Annotated in this window: 19 protein-coding genes and 4 pseudogenes; 8 read left to right on the forward strand and 15 right to left on the reverse strand. The window is 38.7% G+C overall.

The genetic code is table 11. From position 1 onward, the window contains the following. Position 1 precedes the first annotated feature (1 nt). Positions 2 to 1,393, reverse strand: a complete 1,392-nt coding sequence (gene pdxR / locus AC4CV5_RS17535; RefSeq protein ID WP_490923449.1) for a MocR-like pyridoxine biosynthesis transcription factor PdxR — start codon at positions 1,391 to 1,393, stop codon at positions 2 to 4. Positions 1,394 to 1,547: 154 nt separating this feature from the next. Here pdxR and AC4CV5_RS17540 point away from each other — a divergent pair, with 154 nt between their 5' ends. Beyond that, positions 1,548 to 2,411 carry a DMT family transporter gene (locus tag AC4CV5_RS17540; RefSeq protein WP_490923450.1) on the forward strand — a complete coding sequence of 288 codons (864 nt, stop codon included), beginning with the start codon at positions 1,548 to 1,550 and terminating at the stop codon, positions 2,409 to 2,411. A 153-nt stretch (positions 2,412 to 2,564) separates the two neighbouring features. Here the strand turns inward: AC4CV5_RS17540 and AC4CV5_RS17545 are convergent, their stop codons facing one another. Continuing rightward, on the reverse strand, positions 2,565 to 2,975 hold the full coding sequence (locus AC4CV5_RS17545; protein ID WP_222143601.1) for an Lrp/AsnC family transcriptional regulator: 411 nt from the start codon (positions 2,973 to 2,975) through the stop codon (positions 2,565 to 2,567). A gap of 231 nt (positions 2,976 to 3,206) precedes the next feature. Between AC4CV5_RS17545 and AC4CV5_RS17550 the strand changes: the two genes are divergently transcribed. Next, the gene (locus AC4CV5_RS17550; RefSeq protein WP_456520755.1) at positions 3,207 to 3,968 is read left to right on the forward strand and encodes an MBL fold metallo-hydrolase; all 762 of its coding nucleotides are present in this window, start codon (positions 3,207 to 3,209) and stop codon (positions 3,966 to 3,968) included. A gap of 617 nt (positions 3,969 to 4,585) precedes the next feature. Further along, complete coding sequence (locus AC4CV5_RS17555) at positions 4,586 to 5,281, forward strand: YdeJ family lipoprotein (protein WP_456520754.1); 696 nt, start codon at positions 4,586 to 4,588, stop codon at positions 5,279 to 5,281. Between the two features lie 455 nt (positions 5,282 to 5,736). On the opposite strand, the gene AC4CV5_RS17560 is transcribed toward AC4CV5_RS17555, so the two are convergent. The 8 genes and pseudogenes from AC4CV5_RS17560 to AC4CV5_RS17595 all read right to left on the reverse strand — a co-directional run bounded on the left by AC4CV5_RS17560 (position 5,737) and on the right by AC4CV5_RS17595 (position 11,868). Continuing rightward, the gene (locus AC4CV5_RS17560) at positions 5,737 to 6,330 is read right to left on the reverse strand and encodes a YdeI/OmpD-associated family protein (protein ID WP_456520753.1); all 594 of its coding nucleotides are present in this window, start codon (positions 6,328 to 6,330) and stop codon (positions 5,737 to 5,739) included. Positions 6,331 to 6,545: 215 nt separating this feature from the next. Then, positions 6,546 to 6,891, reverse strand: a pseudogene (locus tag AC4CV5_RS17565) (HAD hydrolase family protein); the annotation flags it as partial. 171 nt (positions 6,892 to 7,062) lie between these two features. Further along, positions 7,063 to 7,473: an ArsI/CadI family heavy metal resistance metalloenzyme gene (locus tag AC4CV5_RS17570; RefSeq protein WP_490923452.1), complete on the reverse strand. Its 411-nt coding sequence runs from the start codon at positions 7,471 to 7,473 to the stop codon at positions 7,063 to 7,065. 60 nt (positions 7,474 to 7,533) lie between these two features. Continuing rightward, positions 7,534 to 7,851 (reverse strand): arsenical resistance operon transcriptional regulator ArsR, encoded by a 318-nt coding sequence (gene arsR / locus AC4CV5_RS17575; RefSeq protein WP_490923454.1) that lies wholly within the window; start codon positions 7,849 to 7,851, stop codon positions 7,534 to 7,536. Between the two features lie 378 nt (positions 7,852 to 8,229). After that, on the reverse strand, positions 8,230 to 8,607 hold the full coding sequence (locus AC4CV5_RS17580; protein ID WP_166854185.1) for a hypothetical protein: 378 nt from the start codon (positions 8,605 to 8,607) through the stop codon (positions 8,230 to 8,232). A 119-nt stretch (positions 8,608 to 8,726) separates the two neighbouring features. Next, positions 8,727 to 8,845, reverse strand: a pseudogene (locus AC4CV5_RS17585) (ATP-binding cassette domain-containing protein); the annotation flags it as partial. Positions 8,846 to 9,087: 242 nt separating this feature from the next. Further along, a complete protein-coding gene (locus AC4CV5_RS17590) occupies positions 9,088 to 10,368 on the reverse strand; it encodes an MFS transporter (protein ID WP_490923456.1) in 1,281 nt (426 codons plus the stop codon). Positions 10,369 to 10,479: 111 nt separating this feature from the next. Beyond that, on the reverse strand, positions 10,480 to 11,868 hold the full coding sequence (locus tag AC4CV5_RS17595) for an aminotransferase-like domain-containing protein (RefSeq protein WP_490923458.1): 1,389 nt from the start codon (positions 11,866 to 11,868) through the stop codon (positions 10,480 to 10,482). Between the two features lie 256 nt (positions 11,869 to 12,124). On the opposite strand from AC4CV5_RS17595, the gene AC4CV5_RS17600 reads away from it, so the two are divergent. After that, on the forward strand, positions 12,125 to 12,997 hold the full coding sequence (locus tag AC4CV5_RS17600) for an AraC family transcriptional regulator (RefSeq protein WP_326222580.1): 873 nt from the start codon (positions 12,125 to 12,127) through the stop codon (positions 12,995 to 12,997). 659 nt (positions 12,998 to 13,656) lie between these two features. Here the strand turns inward: AC4CV5_RS17600 and AC4CV5_RS17605 are convergent. The 3 genes and pseudogenes from AC4CV5_RS17605 to AC4CV5_RS17615 all read right to left on the reverse strand — a co-directional run. Further along, positions 13,657 to 14,076 (reverse strand): annotated as a pseudogene (locus AC4CV5_RS17605) (DUF1259 domain-containing protein); the annotation flags it as partial. A 102-nt stretch (positions 14,077 to 14,178) separates the two neighbouring features. Further along, positions 14,179 to 15,387, reverse strand: coding sequence for a CynX/NimT family MFS transporter (locus tag AC4CV5_RS17610; RefSeq protein WP_490923460.1), 1,209 nt, complete (start codon positions 15,385 to 15,387; stop codon positions 14,179 to 14,181). Next, positions 15,384 to 16,076 carry a FadR/GntR family transcriptional regulator gene (locus AC4CV5_RS17615; RefSeq protein WP_373924290.1) on the reverse strand — a complete coding sequence of 231 codons (693 nt, stop codon included), beginning with the start codon at positions 16,074 to 16,076 and terminating at the stop codon, positions 15,384 to 15,386. Before AC4CV5_RS17615 ends, AC4CV5_RS17610 begins: the two co-directional genes overlap by 4 nt. 354 nt (positions 16,077 to 16,430) lie before the next feature. Between AC4CV5_RS17615 and AC4CV5_RS17620 the strand changes: the two genes are divergently transcribed. Continuing rightward, positions 16,431 to 16,892 carry a CarD family transcriptional regulator gene (locus AC4CV5_RS17620; RefSeq protein ID WP_166854191.1) on the forward strand — a complete coding sequence of 154 codons (462 nt, stop codon included), beginning with the start codon at positions 16,431 to 16,433 and terminating at the stop codon, positions 16,890 to 16,892. A 548-nt stretch (positions 16,893 to 17,440) separates the two neighbouring features. Beyond that, positions 17,441 to 17,605 (forward strand): BC1881 family protein, encoded by a 165-nt coding sequence (locus AC4CV5_RS17625; protein ID WP_490923461.1) that lies wholly within the window; start codon positions 17,441 to 17,443, stop codon positions 17,603 to 17,605. Between the two features lie 399 nt (positions 17,606 to 18,004). Here the strand turns inward: AC4CV5_RS17625 and cspC (AC4CV5_RS17630) are convergent, their stop codons facing one another. Further along, positions 18,005 to 18,208: a cold shock protein CspC gene (cspC, locus tag AC4CV5_RS17630; RefSeq protein ID WP_166854193.1), complete on the reverse strand. Its 204-nt coding sequence runs from the start codon at positions 18,206 to 18,208 to the stop codon at positions 18,005 to 18,007. A gap of 751 nt (positions 18,209 to 18,959) precedes the next feature. Next, a complete protein-coding gene (gene cspC / locus AC4CV5_RS17635; RefSeq protein ID WP_010333136.1) occupies positions 18,960 to 19,163 on the reverse strand; it encodes a cold shock protein CspC in 204 nt (67 codons plus the stop codon). Positions 19,164 to 20,024: 861 nt separating this feature from the next. Here cspC (AC4CV5_RS17635) and desA point away from each other — a divergent pair. Both desA and AC4CV5_RS17645 read left to right on the forward strand, forming a co-directional pair. After that, positions 20,025 to 21,053, forward strand: coding sequence for a Delta(5) desaturase DesA (desA, locus tag AC4CV5_RS17640; protein WP_166854194.1), 1,029 nt, complete (start codon positions 20,025 to 20,027; stop codon positions 21,051 to 21,053). A gap of 497 nt (positions 21,054 to 21,550) precedes the next feature. Continuing rightward, positions 21,551 to 21,803, forward strand: a pseudogene (locus AC4CV5_RS17645) (T7SS effector LXG polymorphic toxin); the annotation flags it as partial. Positions 21,804 to 21,981 lie beyond the last annotated feature (178 nt).

A 21,981-nucleotide genomic window follows, 5' to 3' on the forward strand; every position in this document is an offset into this window, starting at 1 on the left:
CTCATAATTTCCAGGCAGCTTTCAGTTTTTTTATCCCTTCTTGGATGTTAAATTCAGAAACTCCTGCAAATCCAAGTGAGACCGTTTTTGTAGGAGGATGGTTTTTATATGAAAGAGATACAGGATAAATTTTCACTCCATGTTCCTTTGCCTTCTCAATTAACTCGTTTTCACTAAATGGCAAATAAACGTCCAGTAAGATACGAAGTCCAGAGTTTTCTCCGCGAATCCTGACATGCTCCCCTAATTCTCTTTGTACAGTCTCAAGTAAAATGGCTCTTTTTTTACGGTAAAGCTTTCTCATTCTGTTGATGTGTTTTTGCCACTCTCCATTTTTTATAAAGTCAGCTAGCGTAAGCTGACTGTGGCAGGACACCGTTTGCTTATATAAGGATGTGATTTCATGGCCTTTTTTTAAAAGATCCGAAGGAAGAATCATGTAGCTGATACGCAGCGAGGGAAGAAGAGACTTAGAAAAAGTGCCCATATAAATGACACGATTATGCTTGTCAAGCCCTTGTAAGGAAGGAACCGGCTGTCCTGTGTATCTAAATTCCCCATCATAATCATCCTCTATGATAAAAGATTGATTTTCAGCCGCCCATTTGAGCAGTTCAATTCTTCTGTTAATCGTCATAATGGTTCCCAGCGTAAATTGGTGAGAAGGCGTGACATATACAAGGTTGGGCTGTTGTTCTTTGATCTTCTGTATGCAGACTCCTTCATCATCAACCGGTATAGGAAGTATATTCATCCGATTGGCTTCAAAAATCTTGCGGGCTCTTGGATAACCGGGATCCTCATATCCTATGGAAATATTCGGTTCAAAAACTTGGCACAAGATTTGCAGAAGAATAGGGTTCCCGGCACCTATGATGACTTGTTCAGGGATACAATGAACACCGCGTGATTGATACAGGTACTCTGCAATGAGTGTTCTCAGCTCAAACTCTCCTAAAACATGTCCCGGCTGATAAAGCTCGTGGCCATATTGGTCTAAACTATTGACCATGCTTCTTCGCCATGCGGAAAAAGGGAAGTAAGAAGAATCTACGTTTCCATAGTGAAAATCAATCCATTGTTTATGTTCTTGTGCTTTCTCTTTACTTGGTGATGTACTTGGCATTTTACGATAGGAAAAATCAGAATCATGATAATCAGCAAACCATCCGCTTCTTGGCTTGCTCATAATATAGCCCTCAGCGGCAAGCTGTTCATAGGCACGTTCTACAGTCGTTTGACTGATGGAAAGCTGACTCGCCAGGAGTCTTTTTGAAGGGAGCTTCATTCCTTTTTGAATATGCCCCTGATGCATGTTTTCTTTGAAATACCGATAAAGCTGCTGATAAAGCGGAATATCCAGATTTCTATTCAAAAAAGGCGTGATATCCATTTGCACGTTGTTCTCCTAACTGGTATGCATTTTTTTATGAAAACTGGCTGTTTATAAAAGGCCAATTCCAGTTTATAGTCATTGTAATCCTTAGATACTGGTTTTGTTAAGAAAATCCAGATCGTTAAAAAGAAACATATTTGGAGTGATTGCAATGAACAAAACAACAAATGGCTGGATAAATGGTTTTATAGGCGTACTCATTTTCAGCGGCTCGCTGCCTGCAACCCGCTTAGCTGTGACGGACTTCAACCCATTGTTCCTCACCGTATGCCGCGCTGCGATAGCTGGTGTATTGGCTGGGGGTCTCCTTCTCATCTTCCGGCAGCAGCATCCTGCCAAAAGAGACATCACCCCGCTGTTGGTGGTAGCGTTCGGCGTGGTGATCGGTTTCCCGTTGCTGACAGCCTTAGCGCTTCAGTATGTCACATCCGCACACGCCATTGTCTTCGTCGGTCTCCTTCCACTCGCGACAGCGATCTTCGGGGTACTGCGCGGAGGTGAACGCCCCCGCCCAGTCTTCTGGGTTTTCTCAGCTGCTGGCAGCTTACTAGTAGCAGGATTCGCTCTGATCCAAGGCGGAGGATCATCCCCGCTCGGCGACGCGTACATGCTGGCTTCTATCGTCGTATGCGGTCTTGGTTATGCAGAAGGGGCTAAGCTCTCACGGCGTCTGGGGAACTGGCAGGTGATCTCTTGGGCACTCGTTCTGTCGCTTCCTCTGATGCTGCCTTTGTCGTTCTTTTTTACACCGGACTCATGGTCGGGCATCGGCGTTCCTGCGCTGCTCAGTCTTGCCTATGTGTCCTTATTCAGCATGCTGATCGGCTTCGTGTTCTGGTATCGAGGTCTCGCCCAAGGCGGAATTGCAGCGGTTGGTCAGCTGCAGCTTCTTCAGCCCTTTTTTGGACTGCTGCTTGCCTCAGTAATTCTGCACGAGAAAGTGGGCTGGGCACTCGTAGCAGTGAATATCGCCGTTATCATGTGCGTGGCAGCTGCTCGGCGATTCGCAAAGTAGGCAGACTTACTTTAAAAAAGCCGGGTGACGATAATAAATGAAAGCATGAAAAATACCAAGGGATCGCAGCCCTTGGTATCATTGATGCGGCCGAGAGGACTTGAACCTGACCGGTTTTTATCCACCAGGCCCTCAATAAAGTAGTAGGTCTCTCTATTTGTTAATCACAATCGACAATTTATAATTGACATGCTTGTTTAACTCCACTAAAAATTGATCTAACATTTCATTAGACGGAAATCTGCATTCAAGCAGATAACAGCCATCCCCGCTGATTTTATAATTATTCATGACATATTTCTTTTGTGTTTTGATAAATGACAGGTATGGCTGATGATGGGTGCTTTTTGTATAGATATTAAGCAAAGCATGAATATAACACCCTAATTTCACTTGGTTCACTTTAATTGTATATCCCTCAATCACACCGTTGTCTTCTAATTTGGCCACCCTTGAGGCTGCTGCCTGCCCTGTTAAATGAACTTTCTCACCTAATTCTTTCATCGTAATACGGCTATTTTGAGATAACTCCTCTAATATTTGCATGTCTGTGTGATCCAACATGAAATCAAATCCCTTCAATATTCGCTAAAATAACATCATCATCTCTATATCAAGGTGCAGTCCTGCACCCTTCTTAAATTATCCTGATTCTAGCTCAGTGACAATTTATACAAAATAAATTACATACTTTCAAAAATCAAGTCAATCGACAGAAAGACTTGATTTGTTCCATGTATTTATTCAGTGGCTGTATGTACACTATACACATATTAATGAAAAGGAGTTTTATACATGAACATTCAACAAATCCGTAATGCCACACTTGTTGTCGAATTTGCAGGCAAAACGTTTTTAATAGATCCAATGTTAGCCGAGAAAGGAGCTTATCCTCCATTCCCAAACGCGCCAAGACAGGACCAAAACAACCCTTTGGTTGAATTGCCAACTTCTGTCGATCATATTATTCATCATATTGATGCTGTCATTGTAACTCATTTACATGATGATCATTGGGATGAGGCAGCTAAAAAGGTATTGCCAAAAGATATCAAGCTGTTCTCCCAAAATAAAGAGGATGCAGCAGAAATACGAAATGCCGGGTTCAAAAACGTCGAAGTTTTAACAAATGATACCGTCTTTGAAGGCATTCAGCTAATCAAAACCAAAGGCGAACACGGAAGAGGAGACATTCTAAAACTTGCAGGTCTTGTTTGCGGCGTTGTGTTCAAGCACCAAAGTGAGAAAACGTTATATGTAGCCGGAGATACTGTCTGGTATGATGCGGTTCAAGAAGAGATTGATACACATCAGCCAGAAATTATTGTAGTGAACGGCGGAGATAATCAATTCTATGAAGGCGGTTCTCTCGTTATGGGTAAAGAAGATATCTATGAAACGTATAAGGCTGCTCCAAAAGCAAACATCATCGTGAGCCACATGGAAGCTGTAAACCATTGGGGATTATCAAGAGAAGAATTAAAATCCTTTATTCATGAAAAAAGAATCTCCTCTCGTGTCTTAGTGCCTGATGATGGCGAATCATATTCATTTTAAATGTTTATTTAATGACAGAAGGGGTCATGATGACCGTTGAAAACAATAAAGAATCAGCAAGTCTTTTTTTGAAACGATTAACCAGAAACGATGCTCTAAAAGGCTTCTGCCATAAAGACTGTGTATTCTACCCGCAATGAGATACACCATTTCCGGGTGTAGAAGGTTTCATTGAATCTGAAAAGATACGCATCTAAATACATGATACCCAATTGATAGAGAAAATTTTTTATATGTGAAATAAACATACCAAATTTGTTTGGTATGTTTTTTACTGATAGAGCCAATAAAAAGAAACTCGTTTTTCTGTTCAAAAATTGATCATATCAACACTCTTTATGTTGATATGATCATCTGCAAGATTTATGTCCAAGGTGTACCTCGCTTGAAACGGGGTACTTTACCCTACTTTACATTCAAAACCTGAAGAATTAGGGACAAAAGTTCTTAAGAATTCTTAAGTTTCGGCGAAGCTAACAGCCGGTCTCCAGGATTGACCTAAAATCGTTTCCTCTTTTTAAACAAATTTCAAAACGATCATATCTATCACATGGTAATATTTAGATAAAGAACTTTTATATGAAGCTGAAACCGAGTTGATGGAGAGGAATGAAATAATGAAGAAACTGAGAAAGATATTTTATAGTAATGTTGCCCTGCTGCTGCTTGCCTTATTGCTTGCCGGATGTACGGGCAGTGAGAATGAGGAATCAAAACAGTCTTCAAATCATGATACTGCTGCACCATCTGACGAAAATCGTAACGGGACTGAAGATAGCACCAAAATAGGCAAGGATGAATCAGAAGAATCCGTAACAAAGGCTTCAAATGAACATTCTTCTAAAGAAACCGCAGCGGATGAATCAAATGAAACTTCATCAAAAGAAGTAAAAAACGACGAGGAAGGTAAAGAGGGCAATGTATTGGCGGCATACTCTTCTGAAAAAATCGAATATGCCCGAGCTTGGCTGCAGCTTGGACCCAATCAAGAGATAGATGAATTGAATGTTCGGCACATTTCAGCTGGCGAACCGATTAATCCTAATGATGATACAAGTGCGAGCTATCCAGAAGATGTGATCCAGTTAGCTGGTTCTCGATTAGTGGATGGATCAGTCACTTATCATGGAAATGGAGATGGCACGATTCATGTATACAATGTCCCTTTACGCTGGGATTCCGCTGATGATCTAGATCAAGGCGTGATGCGGGATGTGACTGAGAATATCATTAATAATACAAAAAAGGTGTACGTTGATACAGGCGACAATGAAAAAATCAAGCGACTCATTGACATTATGGTTATTCATTAGTCAGTAATCGTTTGACTACAGCTGACACCGCACTTTTTCACGCATACAGTATTAATCAATAGACAACATCTCAGTAGTAAGTGAATGATGCCTTACGAAAAACAAGCATTTAACATGATGCTTGTTTTTCTTTTACATATAGTAGCTAATTCCTTCAGACTCCATACCTTCAGTCTCTAAGATGTTAAACATGGTTGAACTTTTGCACTCACGTTAGCTATAACCGCAAACTATGATTCTTTTGAGCAACATCACAGTAAAAAACGTGTTCCATTATTTGTTCAATCAATTCCTCAGCAATATCCAAACGGCCAGGAGAATCCAAATCACTCTCTACTCTGACCTTATTTAGCAGCAATGTACCTTGTAGGTTCATTTGGTATGTTTCTTGTTTAGATACCTCCCCAGCTTATCAAGTTCCCTTGTATGATCAATTTATATTCTCATCGAATATATTAATCCTTTAATCCCTTTCCATCGAGAATATTCTGCACACATTTTTCAACCCTCGCCTCTCGGGTTTTGGCTTGTTTGGCTTGAGAAAAATGAAGAATGTATGCTCTTTGCCGTCCCGGGGTCAGTGCTTCAAAAGCTGCTTTTAAAGCAGGGATTTCATCGAATTTATTTTGAAGTTCTTCAGGAATTTTATATTCTGTATTCTTTTTTTTATCCACTTCCAATCCGGCTTTTTCAATTTCAATGGCTTCACGAATATAAGCTTTCAAGATCGTTTCCATTTCATCAATTTCCTGAACATTGGTGAACCGGATCTGGCGTGCCGCCTGTACGTTCTCCGTTTGTTGGATGAGAATCCCATGGGCATCCTGTAACAAGGCGCCTTTGTGAAACAGAAGCGCACAATAGTCTTTAAATCCATGTATTAAAACGATGTTCTTATTATTAAGCGTGTAACAAGGATGCTTCCACTTAAATTCTTCGGTCAGCTCACAGTCAAGAACGATAGCTCTCAACTTCTCAAATTCTTCCTTCCACTTTGTAGCTTTACTTAAAAATTCATCAACCTTAGGATTCGTTCTGTTATTTGTCATAGGAACTCCCTCTCAGAGTCATTTACGTTAATTTTTAGATTTTTCGCCCATTCCACATAAATATCACGCTCTTGATTTTTCTCGTTTAACATCCCATTTTCCTGCCCTCAATTTTATTTTTTCGCATTACGGTATTTGTTTTTGTTTTATTCTCCTAACATCAAATATATTGGTTCCTTCTATATTATTTATTCAATAGACTCCAGAAAATAATATTATAAAAGACCAACCATACGAAGACCATGATGAATCCCATCGTCATCAACTGCTTTGGTTACATATTTTGCGACCTTTTTTATTTCTTCTTCAGCATTTCCCATGGCGAGACTATGATAGCATTTCTTTATCATTCAGCCCGTCATCAAATGCATAAACACGTTCTGGAGGAAAATTTACTTTCTCAATAATCTTTTCTAAACCCTTAGCTTTCTAACCGCCCTTTGGAATCACACCGACAGAGACAGGATGCCACCTCACAAAATCAAAATATTTATAAGATTGTTGGGATGATTTCTCTTCCCCTTCCAGGCAAATTAGAAGAGAAGGAAGGTCTAATCCCTTCCTCTTTACGCGCAAACTAGATCCACGGCAATTTTAAAACCATCATTTGAACGCTGTCTCCATCTGCAAAGTGCATGTCACTAGGCCGTGTCTGTTATGCTATTTGATTTCATAAAAAAAGTTGCCAATTTAGAATATCAATTGACAACTAATGCTAATAAAACTGCACTTTTACTCAGTCACACAACAAGAGGAGGAATCTTGTTTGTGACCATCACTATTCGATTTGGTATAGAAAAACTCCCATTCATTGCCGTCGGGATCTGATACCCAAAATTTATCTTGTACTGCATAACAACATGTTGTATCCATTTCTCCACGAGCAAAAAATCCTTCTTTTTCAAGCCGTTCCTTATGTTTCAAGACCTCATCTAAACGATCGACTTGAAACCCAAAGTGATTCACCTGATTCCCGTTTACCTCATCACGCACATTTAACGTAAAATTCAACCCCGGTGTTTCCAATAAGAATTTTGCATAGTCTGATTCTACTTTTAAGGGTCTCTCTCCAAAAACCTTTTCATAAAATGTAATTGATTCCTCTAGGTTAACTACATTAATCCCTACATGAACATACTTCACAGTAACATCTCCTTTGTTGACATATTAATCAAATAAATTTGATTTAACAAACAAAAAAATTTAACAGCAGCTTCTTTCTCCATTCTTTCTAAATACACAACAAAGTTCTTCAGATAATAAGTGATTTAGCTCATCATCATTAAGATCATAGTAGCTCCATGTTCCCTTCGTTTCTTTCGTAATTAAGTTGGCGTCCAATAAAATTTTGAGATGATAAGAAAGTTTTGATTGGGTCATATTAAAAGTTTCAGTCAAATCACACACACAGGTTTTTCCCTTTTGACAAAGTTCATACATGATCTCTAACCGTTTCTGATCAGCAAGAGCTTTAAATTTTTTTTCATAATTCTGAAGCAGTTCTGTTTTTGTTTCATTCATCCTATCACCTTCTTTAATCAATTTTTTTTGATATATACATTATAACCATAAGTTTTCATTAAATTCAATCCATTAAATCAATTTTTTTTGATTATTTAATTCGTAATCTCAGGTTTCTATTTGGACTTCATGTCATGAGTGCTTTTAGAAGGGATTTATATTCTAAAAACAACAAAAAGATACCATATAGTACGGTATCTTCAAAGGTTATTTTTTCATCTAAATTGATTAAAAATTTAATTTTTTCTTATTATAAAAAGGCTGGCGAAAATTTTCGTCAGCCTAATTCTTTATCAAGAATGAACTCCTCTTTGTTATGCTAATAATAGACGTATCTGTTTTGTCTATTTCATACGAAAATCATCCATATCTATTTTGTTATGATTTAACCTCTTTATTCTTACCAATTAATAACGTTACTACAACACTAGCTATACTGACTATAGTTCCTCCAATAGAAACAAGAATTGTCAAAAAACCGTTGGGAATAAGAAATCCAATTGGAATTAGCCCCATAAAAGTTAAAACAATAAAACATTGGTAGACTCCAGATATGATTCTAACAACCCAGTTACCAAAAAAGGACATGGCTAATGGAGGGATGAATAAAAATACAACGATTCCAATTGATATCATTAAGATAATTGGCTCATTAAATGAAATGACGTTATCTCCAGGGGAATCTTTAGCCACCATTAGTACAACAACTATAGACATAATCAGTGTAAGAAAAACCAGAGAAAGCCTTTTTAACAACGTTATGACTCCTTTTTATAAAAGTACTAAAAACGGGAATTCTGCCTTTTTCATTTTCACAACCATATTATGTTATGAAATAAAAGATATGAATGTATTTTTCATTTATTTTTCTAGGGAACCCTGCATTTTCTCTCACTATCCAGGCTAGCTGTTTTTCATTCAATAAAAGGATGTCAGGATCTTTAATAAAGCTTCTTGCAATATCGATCCGTTGATGTTGGCCTCTTGACAACTTTTATCTTTTTTACCAATAATACATATAACCTTTATATAACAACATAACAAATTAATGGCAATTGAGCAATTCAAAATTTATAGTGCTGCTAGAATCAACTGAAGCAAAATGAATTTCCGATAGATTTGGAATTAAACAAACAGAGAAATCTTATCTATTTCAGTACTAAGAAGACCGACTACAATGCCATTTGGTGTACATCTCTTGCATTCAAATTTACTGTTTTCACAAAATAATCTGGCTTATCTTTTACCTCCACGAGACCATACCACCACCGGAATGAGGAATAAGGATAAAATCCCTCCAGCAAATGATAATGTCATGAAACTTGAACCTGCTACAATCATTCCAGACAATGCTCCTCCAGCAGCTCCTGACAACGCGATCAGAACATCCACTGTACCTTGAGTTTTAGCCCGTGTGGCCGTTTCAGTTGAATCAACAATAAGTGCAGTCCCGCTGATTAAACCAAAATTCCATCCTAATCCAAGTAAAGAAAGAGCAATGACGAGAAAAACCATAGAATCTGCTGGTACAAATGCTGCCATTAAGCCTGCCAGAAGCAACGTTGTTCCAGAAGCAATCGCCATCACAGTACGCCCCAACTTATCAACAAGAACACCTGTAACCAGTGAAGGGAGATACATGGCACCGATATGAAAACCAATAACAAGACCGACTGCACCTAAACCATGTCCATGGTGTCTCATATGAACTGGTGTCATTGTCATAATAGCTACCATTACAATTTGGGTAAGAATCATAATTGCTGCACCGACGATTATGCCTGTATTGTTTTCTGTATGCTCAGTTGTTGCCAAATGTCCTTTATCACTAGGCTCTTGGTTGGTCGCTTCTAATGTTCTTGCTATAACGAATGGATCTGGACGAAGCATGATGAAAAGAACCACACCTGCTAAGATATATGCTGCGGCTGCTAAAATGAAAGGACCAGCAAGTGATGGAACACCAATAGACACAGCAAAATTCCCCATGACATTTACTAAACTTGGACCTGCAACTGCACCAAATGTTGTAAAAACCATCGTAATACTAACAGCAGTCGCCCGCTGTTTACGATTGGCTAAGTCCGTACCTGCATAACGAGCTTGTAAATTTGTCGCTGTTCCAGCACCGTAAATAAGCAATGAAGTAAATAACAAGAAAATACTATTTATGATGGCTGCAATGATGACTCCTATTGCTCCAAGTCCGCCAATTACAAAACCAGCTGAAAGACCAGTACGGCGGCCATAGCGTTGAGAAAGTCTCCCAACAACTAATGCAGATCCTGCTGATCCTAAAGTAAATAAAGCAGAAGGCAGACCAGCAAACGCATCTGTACCAAGCATTTGCTGTGCGATAAGCGCTCCGACAGTAACTCCTGCCGCAAGCCCTGCACCGCCAAAAATTTGCGAAATACTTACAACGAATAATGTACGCTTGTATAATGCTTTTTGTTTTTCCGGAGAACTGATGTAGCTTTGTAATGAAGCTTGTTGAACGTCTGTTGTTTTTACCATACTCTGACCTGCCTTTCGTAAAGCCTAATGATATAAACCTCCCTCTAGATGTGGATCATCATAACACGCACAAAAAAGCCATACAATATTATAATTGTATGGCGAACAATATTAGCTAAGACCGTTTAGCAAACGTTTTAGGATTATTAGTCCTTGCTCAAGCTCTGCGAGTGTTTTTGGTGCACATACTGAAACCCTGACAGCCCTTTTCGGACAACTATTTCCCACTACAAAGCGTTCAGCCGCATACACTTGCACGCCATGTTGTGCAGCTAGCTCTTCAAATTCAGCACCAGTCATTTCACCCGGCAACACCAGCCAACGAAAGATGCCTGTTTCAACACCTAAACATGTATAATCCGCCAAATATCGGTTTACGATTTGGTTTCTGCGAATCGTTTCTTCCCGATGGCCTTCAATTAAGGCTTCAAATTGATTTGATACAACCATGCGTGCAGTTAGTTCTGCTAATAGCGGGGAAACCGTTATATTTAAATTATAAAGCGCCTTTGACATTGGCTCCTTAAATTGATTCGGCACCGCTACATAGGCCAGGCGCAGTCCTGGTGCTAACGATTTTGATAAACTTGCAATATGGATAACCTGTTCCGGCGCGAACGATGCAAGTGCGGGAAGCGGATTTTTGTTGAGAAGATGGTACGATGCATCTTCAATAACAAACAGATGATATTTCTTTGCAATTTCTGCAATCATTCTTCGATTCTCAACAGACATAAAGGAAGCTGTCGGATTATGATAATCCGGGATCAAATAAATGCCTTTAATATTTTCATTTTTACACGCATATTCAAGTGACTCCGGACTCATTTCATCGTTCTTTGATTTTATCGGTACGATTTGCACACTAAGCATTGAAGCAACAGTTTTTAATCCAGGATACGTGTGATCGTCAACACCAATGCGGTCTCCAGGCTTACAAAGACTTGCCAATGCAGCAGCAATCGCATTTTGTCCCCCATTTGCAAATAAAATGTGATCAACGGTTGTTTCGAACCCGCCTCTTCGGATTAGCTTTACAGCTGCATCCTTTTGCCAAAGGCTCTCGCCTGCCCGGCCATAACCAAACCATTTTTCATAATCTTCATCTTGCAGCATGTTTTTTAGTTGGAGTAACAGAGGCTCATAAGAAGCATTATCTGGCAGTGTGGCTCCCATTTCAATTAAATGCTTCGGCTTTGTATCCTCAAGTAAATACGCATTCGATAACGCGTCGTATGATACAAATGTGCCGCTTCCTACAGATGCACTTAGCAAGCCCTTTAACTCGCAAACTTTAAAGGCTTTTGAAATGGTACTTACATTTAAATCTAAATAATCAGCAAGTTCTCTCTGTGGAGGAAGTTTTGTTCCTGGTAGCAAAACTCCGTTTATTATATCCTGTTCCAATTGCCCCGCAAGTGCTCTATAAATAGGCTTTTCCGTTTTATCAATCGACGGCTTCCAGCTCATCGGATAGTTTTCAAAAGAATTAATCGGCATGATACGCATCCTTTTTTCACTCAATTATAAGAATGAGCTGTTTATAACACAATGATAACTTGCTTTTTTGTGAATACTCTAGCAGCAGTTCTTTTCACTTAATTTTTTCGCAAATAGGTGTTTATTTAAAAAAACTATACAAACAAAGGTGAATAACATACTTTATTACATATAAGGAATCCTGCAAAACGGTGCACAGAATGTCGGGTAGATACATTTCACTCCTGTTATTCTTTTGTTAAAGGAGGTCAAATAAATGGATTCGCTTAAAAGTATGAATAGTGCATTAAAGTATATTGAAGAAAACCTCACAAATGATATTGATTTTAAAGAAGTAGCAAAGCTTGCTTTCTGCTCTGAATATCATTTTAAAAGGATGTTTTCCTTCCTTGCAGGCATTTCACTATCGGAATATATTCGTCACAGACGTCTTACTCTTGCAGCTTTTGAACTAAAAGACAGCAGTGTAAAAGTTATAGACATTGCAATAAAGTACGGTTATAAGTCACCAGATTCTTTTGCACGGGCATTTCAAAATTTGCATGGCATAAGACCATCAGAAGCTAGAAATAATGGCCATTCACTTAAAGCTTATCCACGAATGACCTTCCAGTTATCAATCCAAGGAGGAAATGAAATGAACTATCGTATTGAAGAAAAAGAGGCATTTCGCATCGTTGGCATTAAAAAAAGAGTTCCTATTATGTTCAAAGGGGTTAACCCGGAAATTGCATCTATGTGGGAAAGTTTAGATGAAGACACAATAAATAATCTTAAAAAGCTTTCTAATGTAGCGCCTTTGGGACTCATTAGTGCATCCACGAACTTTTCTGAAGGACGGACAGAGGAGAATGGCGAACTTGATCACTATATTGGCGCAGCCACAACGAAACAGTGTCCAGATAACCTCTCACAGCTTGGGGTTCCTGCCTCAACGTGGGCTGTATTTGAAGCAATCGGATCATTTCCGGATACACTGCAAGACGTATGGGGACGCATTTATTCCGAATGGTTTCCATCGTCCAATTATGAACAAATAGAAGGTCCAGAAATACTGTGGAACGAACATAAAGATGTAACATCGCCATCTTTTAAAAGTGAAATTTGGATACCGATCTCAAAAAAGTAAAATATTTCACGATGAAGCAAGAGGAATTGAAGGGTCTTTAAGGAAGGGGGCTAATCCCTTCCTCTTTATACATTCTTTATACATCAACTCAATCTGCGGCAATTTTGAAATCACCATTTGAAGCGCTGTCTGCATCTACAAAGTGAGTAAATTGTTGAGATACCACTTAGAACTTGCCTGATCTTCATTTATCATTTCCCTTTTTTATGTTTTTCTCGCCTCCAATACTCATACGATACTATTCATTAGATAGCTCTACATATTCACGATGATAATAATAATGCCTAATTTCAGCAGAAAGAACTTTCAACACCGGCAAACAGTTGATAAGCTGGGTGAATTATTTTAACAAAAAAGAGCATAAAAAAATCAAGGATCTACCATTGATGCGGCCGAAAGGACTTGAACATTGACAGATTATTCACCCACTAGGCCCTCAATAAAGCGGAAGTATATTATCAGTTACAGAAGGCTGTTATTTCAAGCGTTTGAAGTCATTCATTACATCTATTTACACCGTTTTATATTCATTTCGGGCACAAAATGGGCACTGTTTTTAGACGAAACTACTGATGTTCCCTACCCTTTTTTGCCTCTATACGTTTTTAAAATTTCCCTTACCATATGTTCACTGAGTTACAGCAGAGCCAAAATATATGTTAAGCTTTAACCTCTTTATCAGTAAGAACTTTTAAAGCATCTCTAACTTTTAATGCGAAGTTGACAGGTTTATCGATTGATTCGAAATGAATATACATCAGTCTTGGTTTATCAAATAACCAGTGATTATGAAGTGCCGTTACAATGATATCATGTTCGCGAAGTACACTTATAAATGGATTGATTTCTTTTTGAAGAATCACAGTTTCTCCACTGCAAAGAGCACGGCCATCTTTTGTCATTGATTCAAATGAAAACAATTGAGGAATGAGTAAAAATGATCTGCCTGGTCTTCCTAGAACTTCTGGTTTTATATTCGTGCGCGATCTCATCACTGTACAAATTCCATTTTCAAACGTATGCATGGTTCCGCCAAGAATATCGTTGAATTCGTCACAAAGACCATGCTGTTCAATCAGGATCTACAACCCTTGGTTTCATTGATACGTCTATAAGAGGACTTAATCCCCCAACCAGGCAGTTCATGGGCTCTTAGGAGCTTTACTGAAACAATGCCCCTTCTATACCGTGTGATTTTTTGACGCACCCAGGCCGAATATGAACAGCATAATGCTGACCATAAGCAACAGTAATATTGGGAAGTTCCAGCTTGCCGTGACGTCATGGAGCAAACCAAACAAGGTCGGTCCTGTTGCAGCCAGCAAATATCCAACAGATTGCGACATACCGGACAAAGAAGCTGCATCGGAGGCATCTTTCGTCCGCAAGCTTAAAAAGATCATAGCCAAACTGAACGCACATCCTCCAGCAATTCCGAGTAAAATTGTCCATAACAAAATAAGTGCATTATCGCCGAAATAAAGGCCACCCAATGAAACAAAAAACAGGACAGTCATCATGACAACCAGTAAACGCTGGTTCTTCATGCGTCCCGCAACGATCGGTACGATGAATGATACGGGAAGCGAAGCGAATTGAAATAGCGATAGCATCCAACCAGCGCTGTCTTCACTCAAGCCCCGGCTTGTCATGATTTCAGGTAACCAAGCGATCAGAACATAGAAAAGCAGAGACTGCAATCCCATAAAAAGTGTAATCATCCATGCCAGCGGTGAACACCACAAATTTCTCCGCCTCGACGTACCGCTAGTTGTTATCATGGCTGACGCGTGACTCGCCCGCACTTTAGGAAACCAGAATAGTGCGGCTATCAGAGCGAGCAGGCCCCAGATTCCAAGTGCGCCATTCCAGCCAAAACCGAGATTGCGGGCGAGCGGGATACTTACACCGGAGGCTATCGCACCGCATAAATTCATCGACACTGAATACAGCCCTGTCATAAGACCGACATTATGAGAAAAATCCCGTTTAACCAGACCTGGAATTAGCACATTGCACACCGCAATCGCGAGCCCAAGCAAAACGGTGCCTGCAAACAAAGGAACTGTTGCAGTCAGCGAGCGGACAGCGATACCTACCATGAGCAGAACCAATGCATAAAGTATGATCCGTTCCAAACCGAAGCGGCGCGCCAAGATAGGCGCGAAGGGGGAAAGAAGCGAAAAAGCAAGCAACGGCAATGTCGTGAGCAAGCCTGCCGCGGTATGTGATAATCCAAGGGACTCGCGAATCGATCCTACCAGTGGGCCTACCGACGTTAGCGGTGACCGCATCGTCAGTGAAATAAGGACGATGCCTATGATGATCGGCCAACTCAATGAGAGCGAACGCTTTATCCCAGTTGGCTTCGTACCACTTTGTACGCTCATGCCCGCTCCCCCTCTTCAGCGGCGATAACATCCTTCGATTCCTGGATATAACGATGAACTGCTTCCACGGCACGATCCGCGTCCTGACCGACAATCGCTTCGACTAGTTGTCGGTGCATTTCCAAAAAATCCGTATCGACTTCATAACTAGTCAGGCTTGTAATCGAATCTTGCAGCGCTTCAGCAATATGGTTGTATATTTCGATCAATATTTCATTATGCGACGCCTTGACGATGCTTTGATGTAGACGGATATCCTCCGTTACAAAGTCATCAATGTTACCGAGTTCTGCCGCCGCCTCGCAGCGTTCCAGTTGAAGAAGAAGTTCGCGGGCCTCGTCGTCGGTTCTGCGTTGTGCAGCGAGATGGGCTCCCTCACGTTCGAGGGCATACCGAACTTCTAATGTTTGCAACGTATCAGAGCGTAAAATGCGTTTCTTCAACACGACCCCTAAAGCACTTGAAGAGCAGACATAAGTTCCGTCACCTTGTTTTGTCTTCAAGAGTCCCGCATGTATCAATGCCCGAATTGCTTCCCTTAATGTATTGCGGCTAACATTCAATTCGTTCATCAACTCCGGCTCAGCCGGAATGCGCATCCCGACACTCCACTTGCCTGATTCGATCAGACTTTCCATTTGTAGAGCGACTTGCTCAACCAGCGTCTGCCGGTTTGTTTTCTGAAGCATGTGTTTATCCTCCTATAAAGCACTTATCAAACATAGGATGTTTGGTTAATTGGTATTTTATCACGCCTATGAAATTAAGACAACAAAATAATAAGGGATTAAAGGGGCATGAATGCTGCGTCTCATAACTGATTTGTGTTAATTAGTCGGGTTTCAGGATATACACCGACCAATTGACCTTTCCTTGATTGGAAATCCGGACACGTTCCTATTGTTTTGATGTTGTTTTTGTTCGATCTAATTTTTTAAAAAAGTTATTGACATCAAAAAATCGATCATGTTATTATTAAATATTTGATAAAAAAACGTATATATGGTAATCTTAAGAAGGTTACCATATATGGAGGTGTTGATATGTTTCAAATTGGCGATAACATTATTTATCCCATGCACGGAGCAGGTATAATTGAAGCTATAGAAGAAAAAGAAATCTTAGGGAAAAAACAACAGTATTATGTCATAAAAATGACGATTAGTAATATGCAAGTTATGATTCCAACGCGTAAAATACTGAGTTCAAGTATACGACCAGTTACTGATATACGTGCATTAAAACACATTATACACATTTTTCAGCATGGAGAATCAGATAAGTTACTGCCGTGGAAACAAAGGTATATAGTAAACACGAACAAAATAAAGACGGGTGAAATACAAGAAGGCGCTGAAGTTGTGCGTGATTTAATGCGTATGAAGAAAGAAAAAGCACTTAATGCAAGCGAAAAAAAAATGTTGGATAATGCATATGAATTTTTGATTAGTGAACTGGAAGTAATTAAAGGAATCACTGAAAAGCAAATAAAAAGTTTTTGTTAAGGTTATTAATTATAGATCGTATTGCACCCTAAAAACATCCCAAATTTTCAGATAATATTATGATTAAACGTAAATCATTTCAAAACGTTCAACTTCTTCAACTTACTTTTAGAATATTAACCTCTTTTGTTATTCCTACAATCTAAACCATTTTTATTATTTAAATTTCTTCTACGAACATTTGAAGTTTTATCAATACACTCGATGAAATAGTCACTTGATTTTTGTAATCCTGATTCACACTGGCACGGACTAGGAGCCGTAAAGATGGAAGAGAGGTAGGGCTTTCATTGTTTTAGGTATCTCTAAGTGATTATTTCTAGAAAAAAATCAATCCATTTCCCCTATACCTTTAAGAATTTCTTATATCCACTGCGACAGTGAATAGTAATTGTTTATCTTCTTTTCATAAAAGAGATACACGAGTGGGTAACATCTAAATATATGGTCAACGATAAAAAAATGACGAAATTACTAGAACTAGAAACTATTTTTACAATTCATTTAACATAATAAGGTTAAATGAAACAATAAGAAGGAGTAGAGATATGAAACACATGCCAACGCAAGAATTAAGTAACGAGTTAAAAAAGCGAAAAGGGGTTACTTCTATTAAGGTTGAGTCTTATGAAAAAATTGAAGTTGGTGGAATTCTTGTAGATGGACCAGCTGTTATATTAATTAATCAAGAATACCTAAAAATAGTTGATTGAACGAAGAAAAGGATGATTCCTTACGAAAAGGGATGATCCTTTTTGTTTGCCACTGGTAGTAATAGGATATAAACAAATTTCATCTGGGGTGATGGATTAAAAGGAAGGAGAGTGTCAGAATTATCATGGATGAGTCCCGTTTAGCGTGGCGGTTGGTACACGACACATTTAGAGTTGGCTATTATTTTAGAATTTCGTAAAAGTTTGGTATACATTACCGCATATTGTCAATCCAGTATGTTATACTTGTAAAGAAACCTTTGAAGCGTTAAGTCTTTTTCTATTACCTGTACCATCTCCCTACTCGAACGTTGAGTAGGGTTTTTTATTGAGTATTATACAGAGAACGTAAAAAAACAGGCCTTATATAAAGAGCCTGTTTCTACAAACGATTTAAGATTAAGAAGCTTTTTGAACGTTAGCAGCTTGAGCTCCACGAGCACCTTGCTCAACGTCAAACGTTACTTTTTGACCTTCGTCTAATGATTTGAATCCGTCACCTTGGATTGCAGAGAAGTGTACGAATACGTCGTCTCCATCTTCACGTTCGATAAAGCCAAAACCTTTTTCTGCATTAAACCATTTCACTGTACCTTGTTCCATTTTTGTTGCCTCCTAGTGTGTTACCACACATTTTAATTACTATCCCTGCCCAAAGTATCATCAAGACGAAAAATCAATATTCATTCTATCCTTTACACGAACAAAAATAATCTTTCTTTATCATAGCACGAAACGGAAATAATTGCAATTGAATATTATCGTTTTAGTCATGGCATTATTTAATAAAGGTGTGGATACTGTGCAGAAGCGGCAAGCAAAATTGATTATTAAAAAAATTTGTTTCTTGTTCAAGTGCAAGATATTCTCTTAAAAGCAGGGCTGTTCACTAGTAAAGCTTTGTTTCTGCAGACGTCTCCAAACTGTCACTCATTGTTTATCCCCGTTTGCCAAGAATACTTGACCACAAATCATCTTCCTTTTCTTCCTTACCACTTTCCACAGCCTTTTAATAATTTTGCACTCAACATTCAATCCGTATTTACGGTAGTATTTCCTTACTTGTAATGTTTTGTTCCTCAATCAATGTTCACAGTCTCCACAGGTTAGTGAAAAAAGAAAGAATAGTTGTATTCGAAAAGAAAAATAAATATTTTATATACATTCCGCATATTGTCAATCCAGTATGTTATACTATAAACAAACCTTTGAAGCGTTAAATCTTTTGCTATTACCTTGTAACATCTCCCTACTCGAACGTTGAGTAGGGTTTTTTATTGAGTTTGAGTATTATACAGAGAACGTAAAAAAACAGGCCCTATATTAAGAGCCTGTTTCTATAAACGTTTTAAGATTAAGCAGCTTTTTGAACGTTAGCAGCTTGTGCTCCACGAGCACCTTGCTCAACGTCAAACGTTACTTTTTGACCTTCGTCTAACGATTTGAATCCGTCACCTTGGATTGCAGAGAAGTGTACGAATACGTCGTCTCCATTTTCACGTTCGATAAATCCAAAACCTTTTTCTGCATTAAACCATTTAACTGTACCTTGTTCCATTTTTGTTGCCTCCTAGTGCGTGTTACCACACATTTTAATTACTATCCCTGCCCAAAGTATCATCAAGACGAAAAGTCAATATTCATACTATCCTTTACACGAACAAAAATAATTCTTCTTTATCATAACACGAAACGGAAATAAATACAAATTAATATTATTGTTTTATTCGAGGCATAATTTGTTAAACATGCAGAATAAGAGGCCTTCAATAACTATGGTTTGAAAACACCGTGAAATTGAATCGAAGGTGTCTTCAAACCTTTTCTTTGCTTAATCATACTTCAATTATTGATTGTTAAAGATCTCTTTACAAAACTCAGCTGTTTCTTGTTCAAGTGCAAGATATTCTTTAAAAAACAGGGCTGTTCACTGGTTAAGCTTTATTTCTGCAGATGTTTGCAAACGTCACTCATGGTATATCCCCATTTGCCAGGATGCTCATAAAAATAAAACTTGATCTCAAATCACCTTCCTTTTATTCATCACCACTTTCCAAAGCCTTTTAATTAAGCAAATAGGAAATTCAAGGTCTTCTAGCTCTTTATTTTGACACTCAAAAACCGATCCATATTTACCCTTGCTTGTAATGTTTGTTCCTCAAACAATCCGATTCCCATAGGGGAACAGCGAGAGAGTTTGGCTCGATAAAGAGCTGGGTATAATCTTCATACACCTTCTGTATCCCGGCTGGTTCTGCTAATAAAGATGCAATTGAGCTGGAAACCTGTTTCTCATTTCCAATAATTTCACAGACGGATGGGAAAGATACTTATCATATATGGTGTATGACGCTGTGACTTCAAAGACAAGCGTTTTCTATACTTAGAAGAACATCAGGGAAGGGGAAATTTTTAGAAAATGAATGAACAAAACCTAAGGACTTTGAGAAAACTGGTTACACCCTATGAAAAGTCCGATTTACAAAAAAGTATTTGTCAAATCATTAACACATTGGTACCATTTTTCCTGTTATGGTATTTGGCATATAAGAGTTTGTCGATTTCTTATTTCCTTACATTAGCGATTTCTGTCGTTGCGGCAGGTTTTTTAGTAAGAACCTTCATCATCTTTCATGATTGCTGCCACTATTCCTTTTTTAAGAAAAGAAAGGCGAATCGAATCCTTGGAACAATTACAGGCATTCTGACTCTGCATCCTTTTGATCATTGGGCACACGACCACTCTGTCCATCATGCGACAAGCAGCAACCTGGACAAACGCGGTACAGGCGATATTTGGGTACTGACCGTTGAGGAATATAAGGAAGCCTCAACGAAGACAAAAATCATGTACCGTTTGTACAGAAATCCATTTGTTATGTTTATTATTGGGCCGATTTACGTCTTCGGGATTACCAACCGTTTTAATCGTAAAGGGGCAAAACGCAAAGAACGGATAAATACGTATGTAACGAACCTGGGGATCGTCGCTTTGGCAGCACTTTTATGTTGGGCTATTGGCTGGCAAAACTTCCTGCTGGTTCAGGTGCCAATTTTTATGGTATCGGGATCTCTCGGAATTTGGATGTTTTATATTCAGCATACGTTTGAGGATTCTTATTTTGAAGAAGATGAGCATTGGGAATATGTAAAAGCAGCAGTTGAAGGGAGCTCTTTTTACAAGCTTCCAAAAGTCATGCAATGGCTTACAGGCAATATCGGTTTCCATCATGTTCATCATTTAAGCCCGAGAGTCCCAAACTATAAGCTTGAAAAAGCGCATAACAACACTGAGCCATTGCAAAACGTTCCGACCATTACACTGGCAACAAGTCTTAAGTCGTTAAAGTTCCGCCTATGGGATGAAGAAAGCAAAAAATTTGTAGGTTTTAGCCACTTAAAAAAAGCTTCTAAAAGCCAAGTATCAGCGGGGCTAAGAACGGATTAAATAAACTTCCCATAATAATGATAAGGGGCAGTGTATCTTGCAGAATAAAAGTGCAGACTCGCGCAACGGTGTTGTGCAGAGGTCAGCACTTTTTTAGTGCAAATACACTTGTAGACCTCATAATGCGGTACATTTGTTGCCGTATTTTCAGCAAAAAATAATACCAAAGGTGATTAAACCCTTGGCATTATGGGGATGCGCCGAGAGGACTTGAACCTCCTCGGATTATTCACCCAGTAGGCCCTCAACATAGTAAATCCATATCACTGGTTATGAAAGCTTGTTTTCATTACACTTACTAACGTCACTTTACATCATTTCTATAAGTTTGTATGAATTATGGTTAATAATTGGTGAGCAAAAACACCCTTACTTCCCCACTTCTCCAACTCTCATTATGCTCAAATGATCTAAAATTTTGTTACCTCTCCTTAAACTATCCCGAACTTTCATATCTATAGTAATATTTAAATAAGACCTTACTGAAGGATAGGACAATGAAGGTATTTGAATCTAAGCCTTTGTTATATAAAGCTGAAAACCGAGCAAAAGATTAAGGCTGTTGCTGATCTTGATGACAGTGAGTTCTCTGGAAAGGGAACAAACAATATTAAAGCATTTTATCACGATCATGTGGGTGTCACTGATCAATGAATTGATTTAATTGAAATGAAGATCGCTTTTCTTACTAGTATCTCCGGTGTTCTAGAAGATGCCAGCTTATCAGATGCATATGTCGAAGAGCCCTTCTTCATACGAAAAAACATGAAATTAAAGACTTGAAAAAACAGCTTATAAAAGTAACAGACCCAAATTAGTATTTAAATCGCTAAAAAATTGATTCGGGAATTTGAAGCCTGACCAGCAAATTTATTTCCGTGATATCGAAGACCCTATCAAATAGCTGAATTCGGAAAAGATGCCTTCT

Source organism: Bacillus sp. NS1, from assembly GCF_058248265.1.

Coding starts and splice junctions, on each gene's coding strand:
- AC4CV5_RS17610 (WP_490923460.1), bottom strand. CDS start 15,387: ATGAGCGTACAAAGTGGTACGAAGCCAACTGGGATAAAGCGTTCGCTC.
- AC4CV5_RS17540 (WP_490923450.1), top strand. CDS start 1,548: ATGAACAAAACAACAAATGGCTGGATAAATGGTTTTATAGGCGTACTC.
- AC4CV5_RS17560 (WP_456520753.1), bottom strand. CDS start 6,330: ATGACAAATAACAGAACGAATCCTAAGGTTGATGAATTTTTAAGTAAA.
- arsR (WP_490923454.1), bottom strand. CDS start 7,851: ATGAATGAAACAAAAACAGAACTGCTTCAGAATTATGAAAAAAAATTT.
- desA (WP_166854194.1), top strand. CDS start 20,025: ATGAATGAACAAAACCTAAGGACTTTGAGAAAACTGGTTACACCCTAT.
- AC4CV5_RS17595 (WP_490923458.1), bottom strand. CDS start 11,868: ATGCCGATTAATTCTTTTGAAAACTATCCGATGAGCTGGAAGCCGTCG.
- AC4CV5_RS17550 (WP_456520755.1), top strand. CDS start 3,207: ATGAACATTCAACAAATCCGTAATGCCACACTTGTTGTCGAATTTGCA.
- cspC (WP_010333136.1), bottom strand. CDS start 19,163: ATGGAACAAGGTACAGTTAAATGGTTTAATGCAGAAAAAGGTTTTGGA.
- AC4CV5_RS17590 (WP_490923456.1), bottom strand. CDS start 10,368: ATGGTAAAAACAACAGACGTTCAACAAGCTTCATTACAAAGCTACATC.
- AC4CV5_RS17555 (WP_456520754.1), top strand. CDS start 4,586: ATGAAGAAACTGAGAAAGATATTTTATAGTAATGTTGCCCTGCTGCTG.
- cspC (WP_166854193.1), bottom strand. CDS start 18,208: ATGGAACAAGGTACAGTGAAATGGTTTAATGCAGAAAAAGGTTTTGGC.
- AC4CV5_RS17620 (WP_166854191.1), top strand. CDS start 16,431: ATGTTTCAAATTGGCGATAACATTATTTATCCCATGCACGGAGCAGGT.
- AC4CV5_RS17625 (WP_490923461.1), top strand. CDS start 17,441: ATGAAACACATGCCAACGCAAGAATTAAGTAACGAGTTAAAAAAGCGA.
- AC4CV5_RS17615 (WP_373924290.1), bottom strand. CDS start 16,076: ATGCTTCAGAAAACAAACCGGCAGACGCTGGTTGAGCAAGTCGCTCTA.
- pdxR (WP_490923449.1), bottom strand. CDS start 1,393: ATGGATATCACGCCTTTTTTGAATAGAAATCTGGATATTCCGCTTTAT.
- AC4CV5_RS17600 (WP_326222580.1), top strand. CDS start 12,125: ATGGATTCGCTTAAAAGTATGAATAGTGCATTAAAGTATATTGAAGAA.
- AC4CV5_RS17545 (WP_222143601.1), bottom strand. CDS start 2,975: ATGTTGGATCACACAGACATGCAAATATTAGAGGAGTTATCTCAAAAT.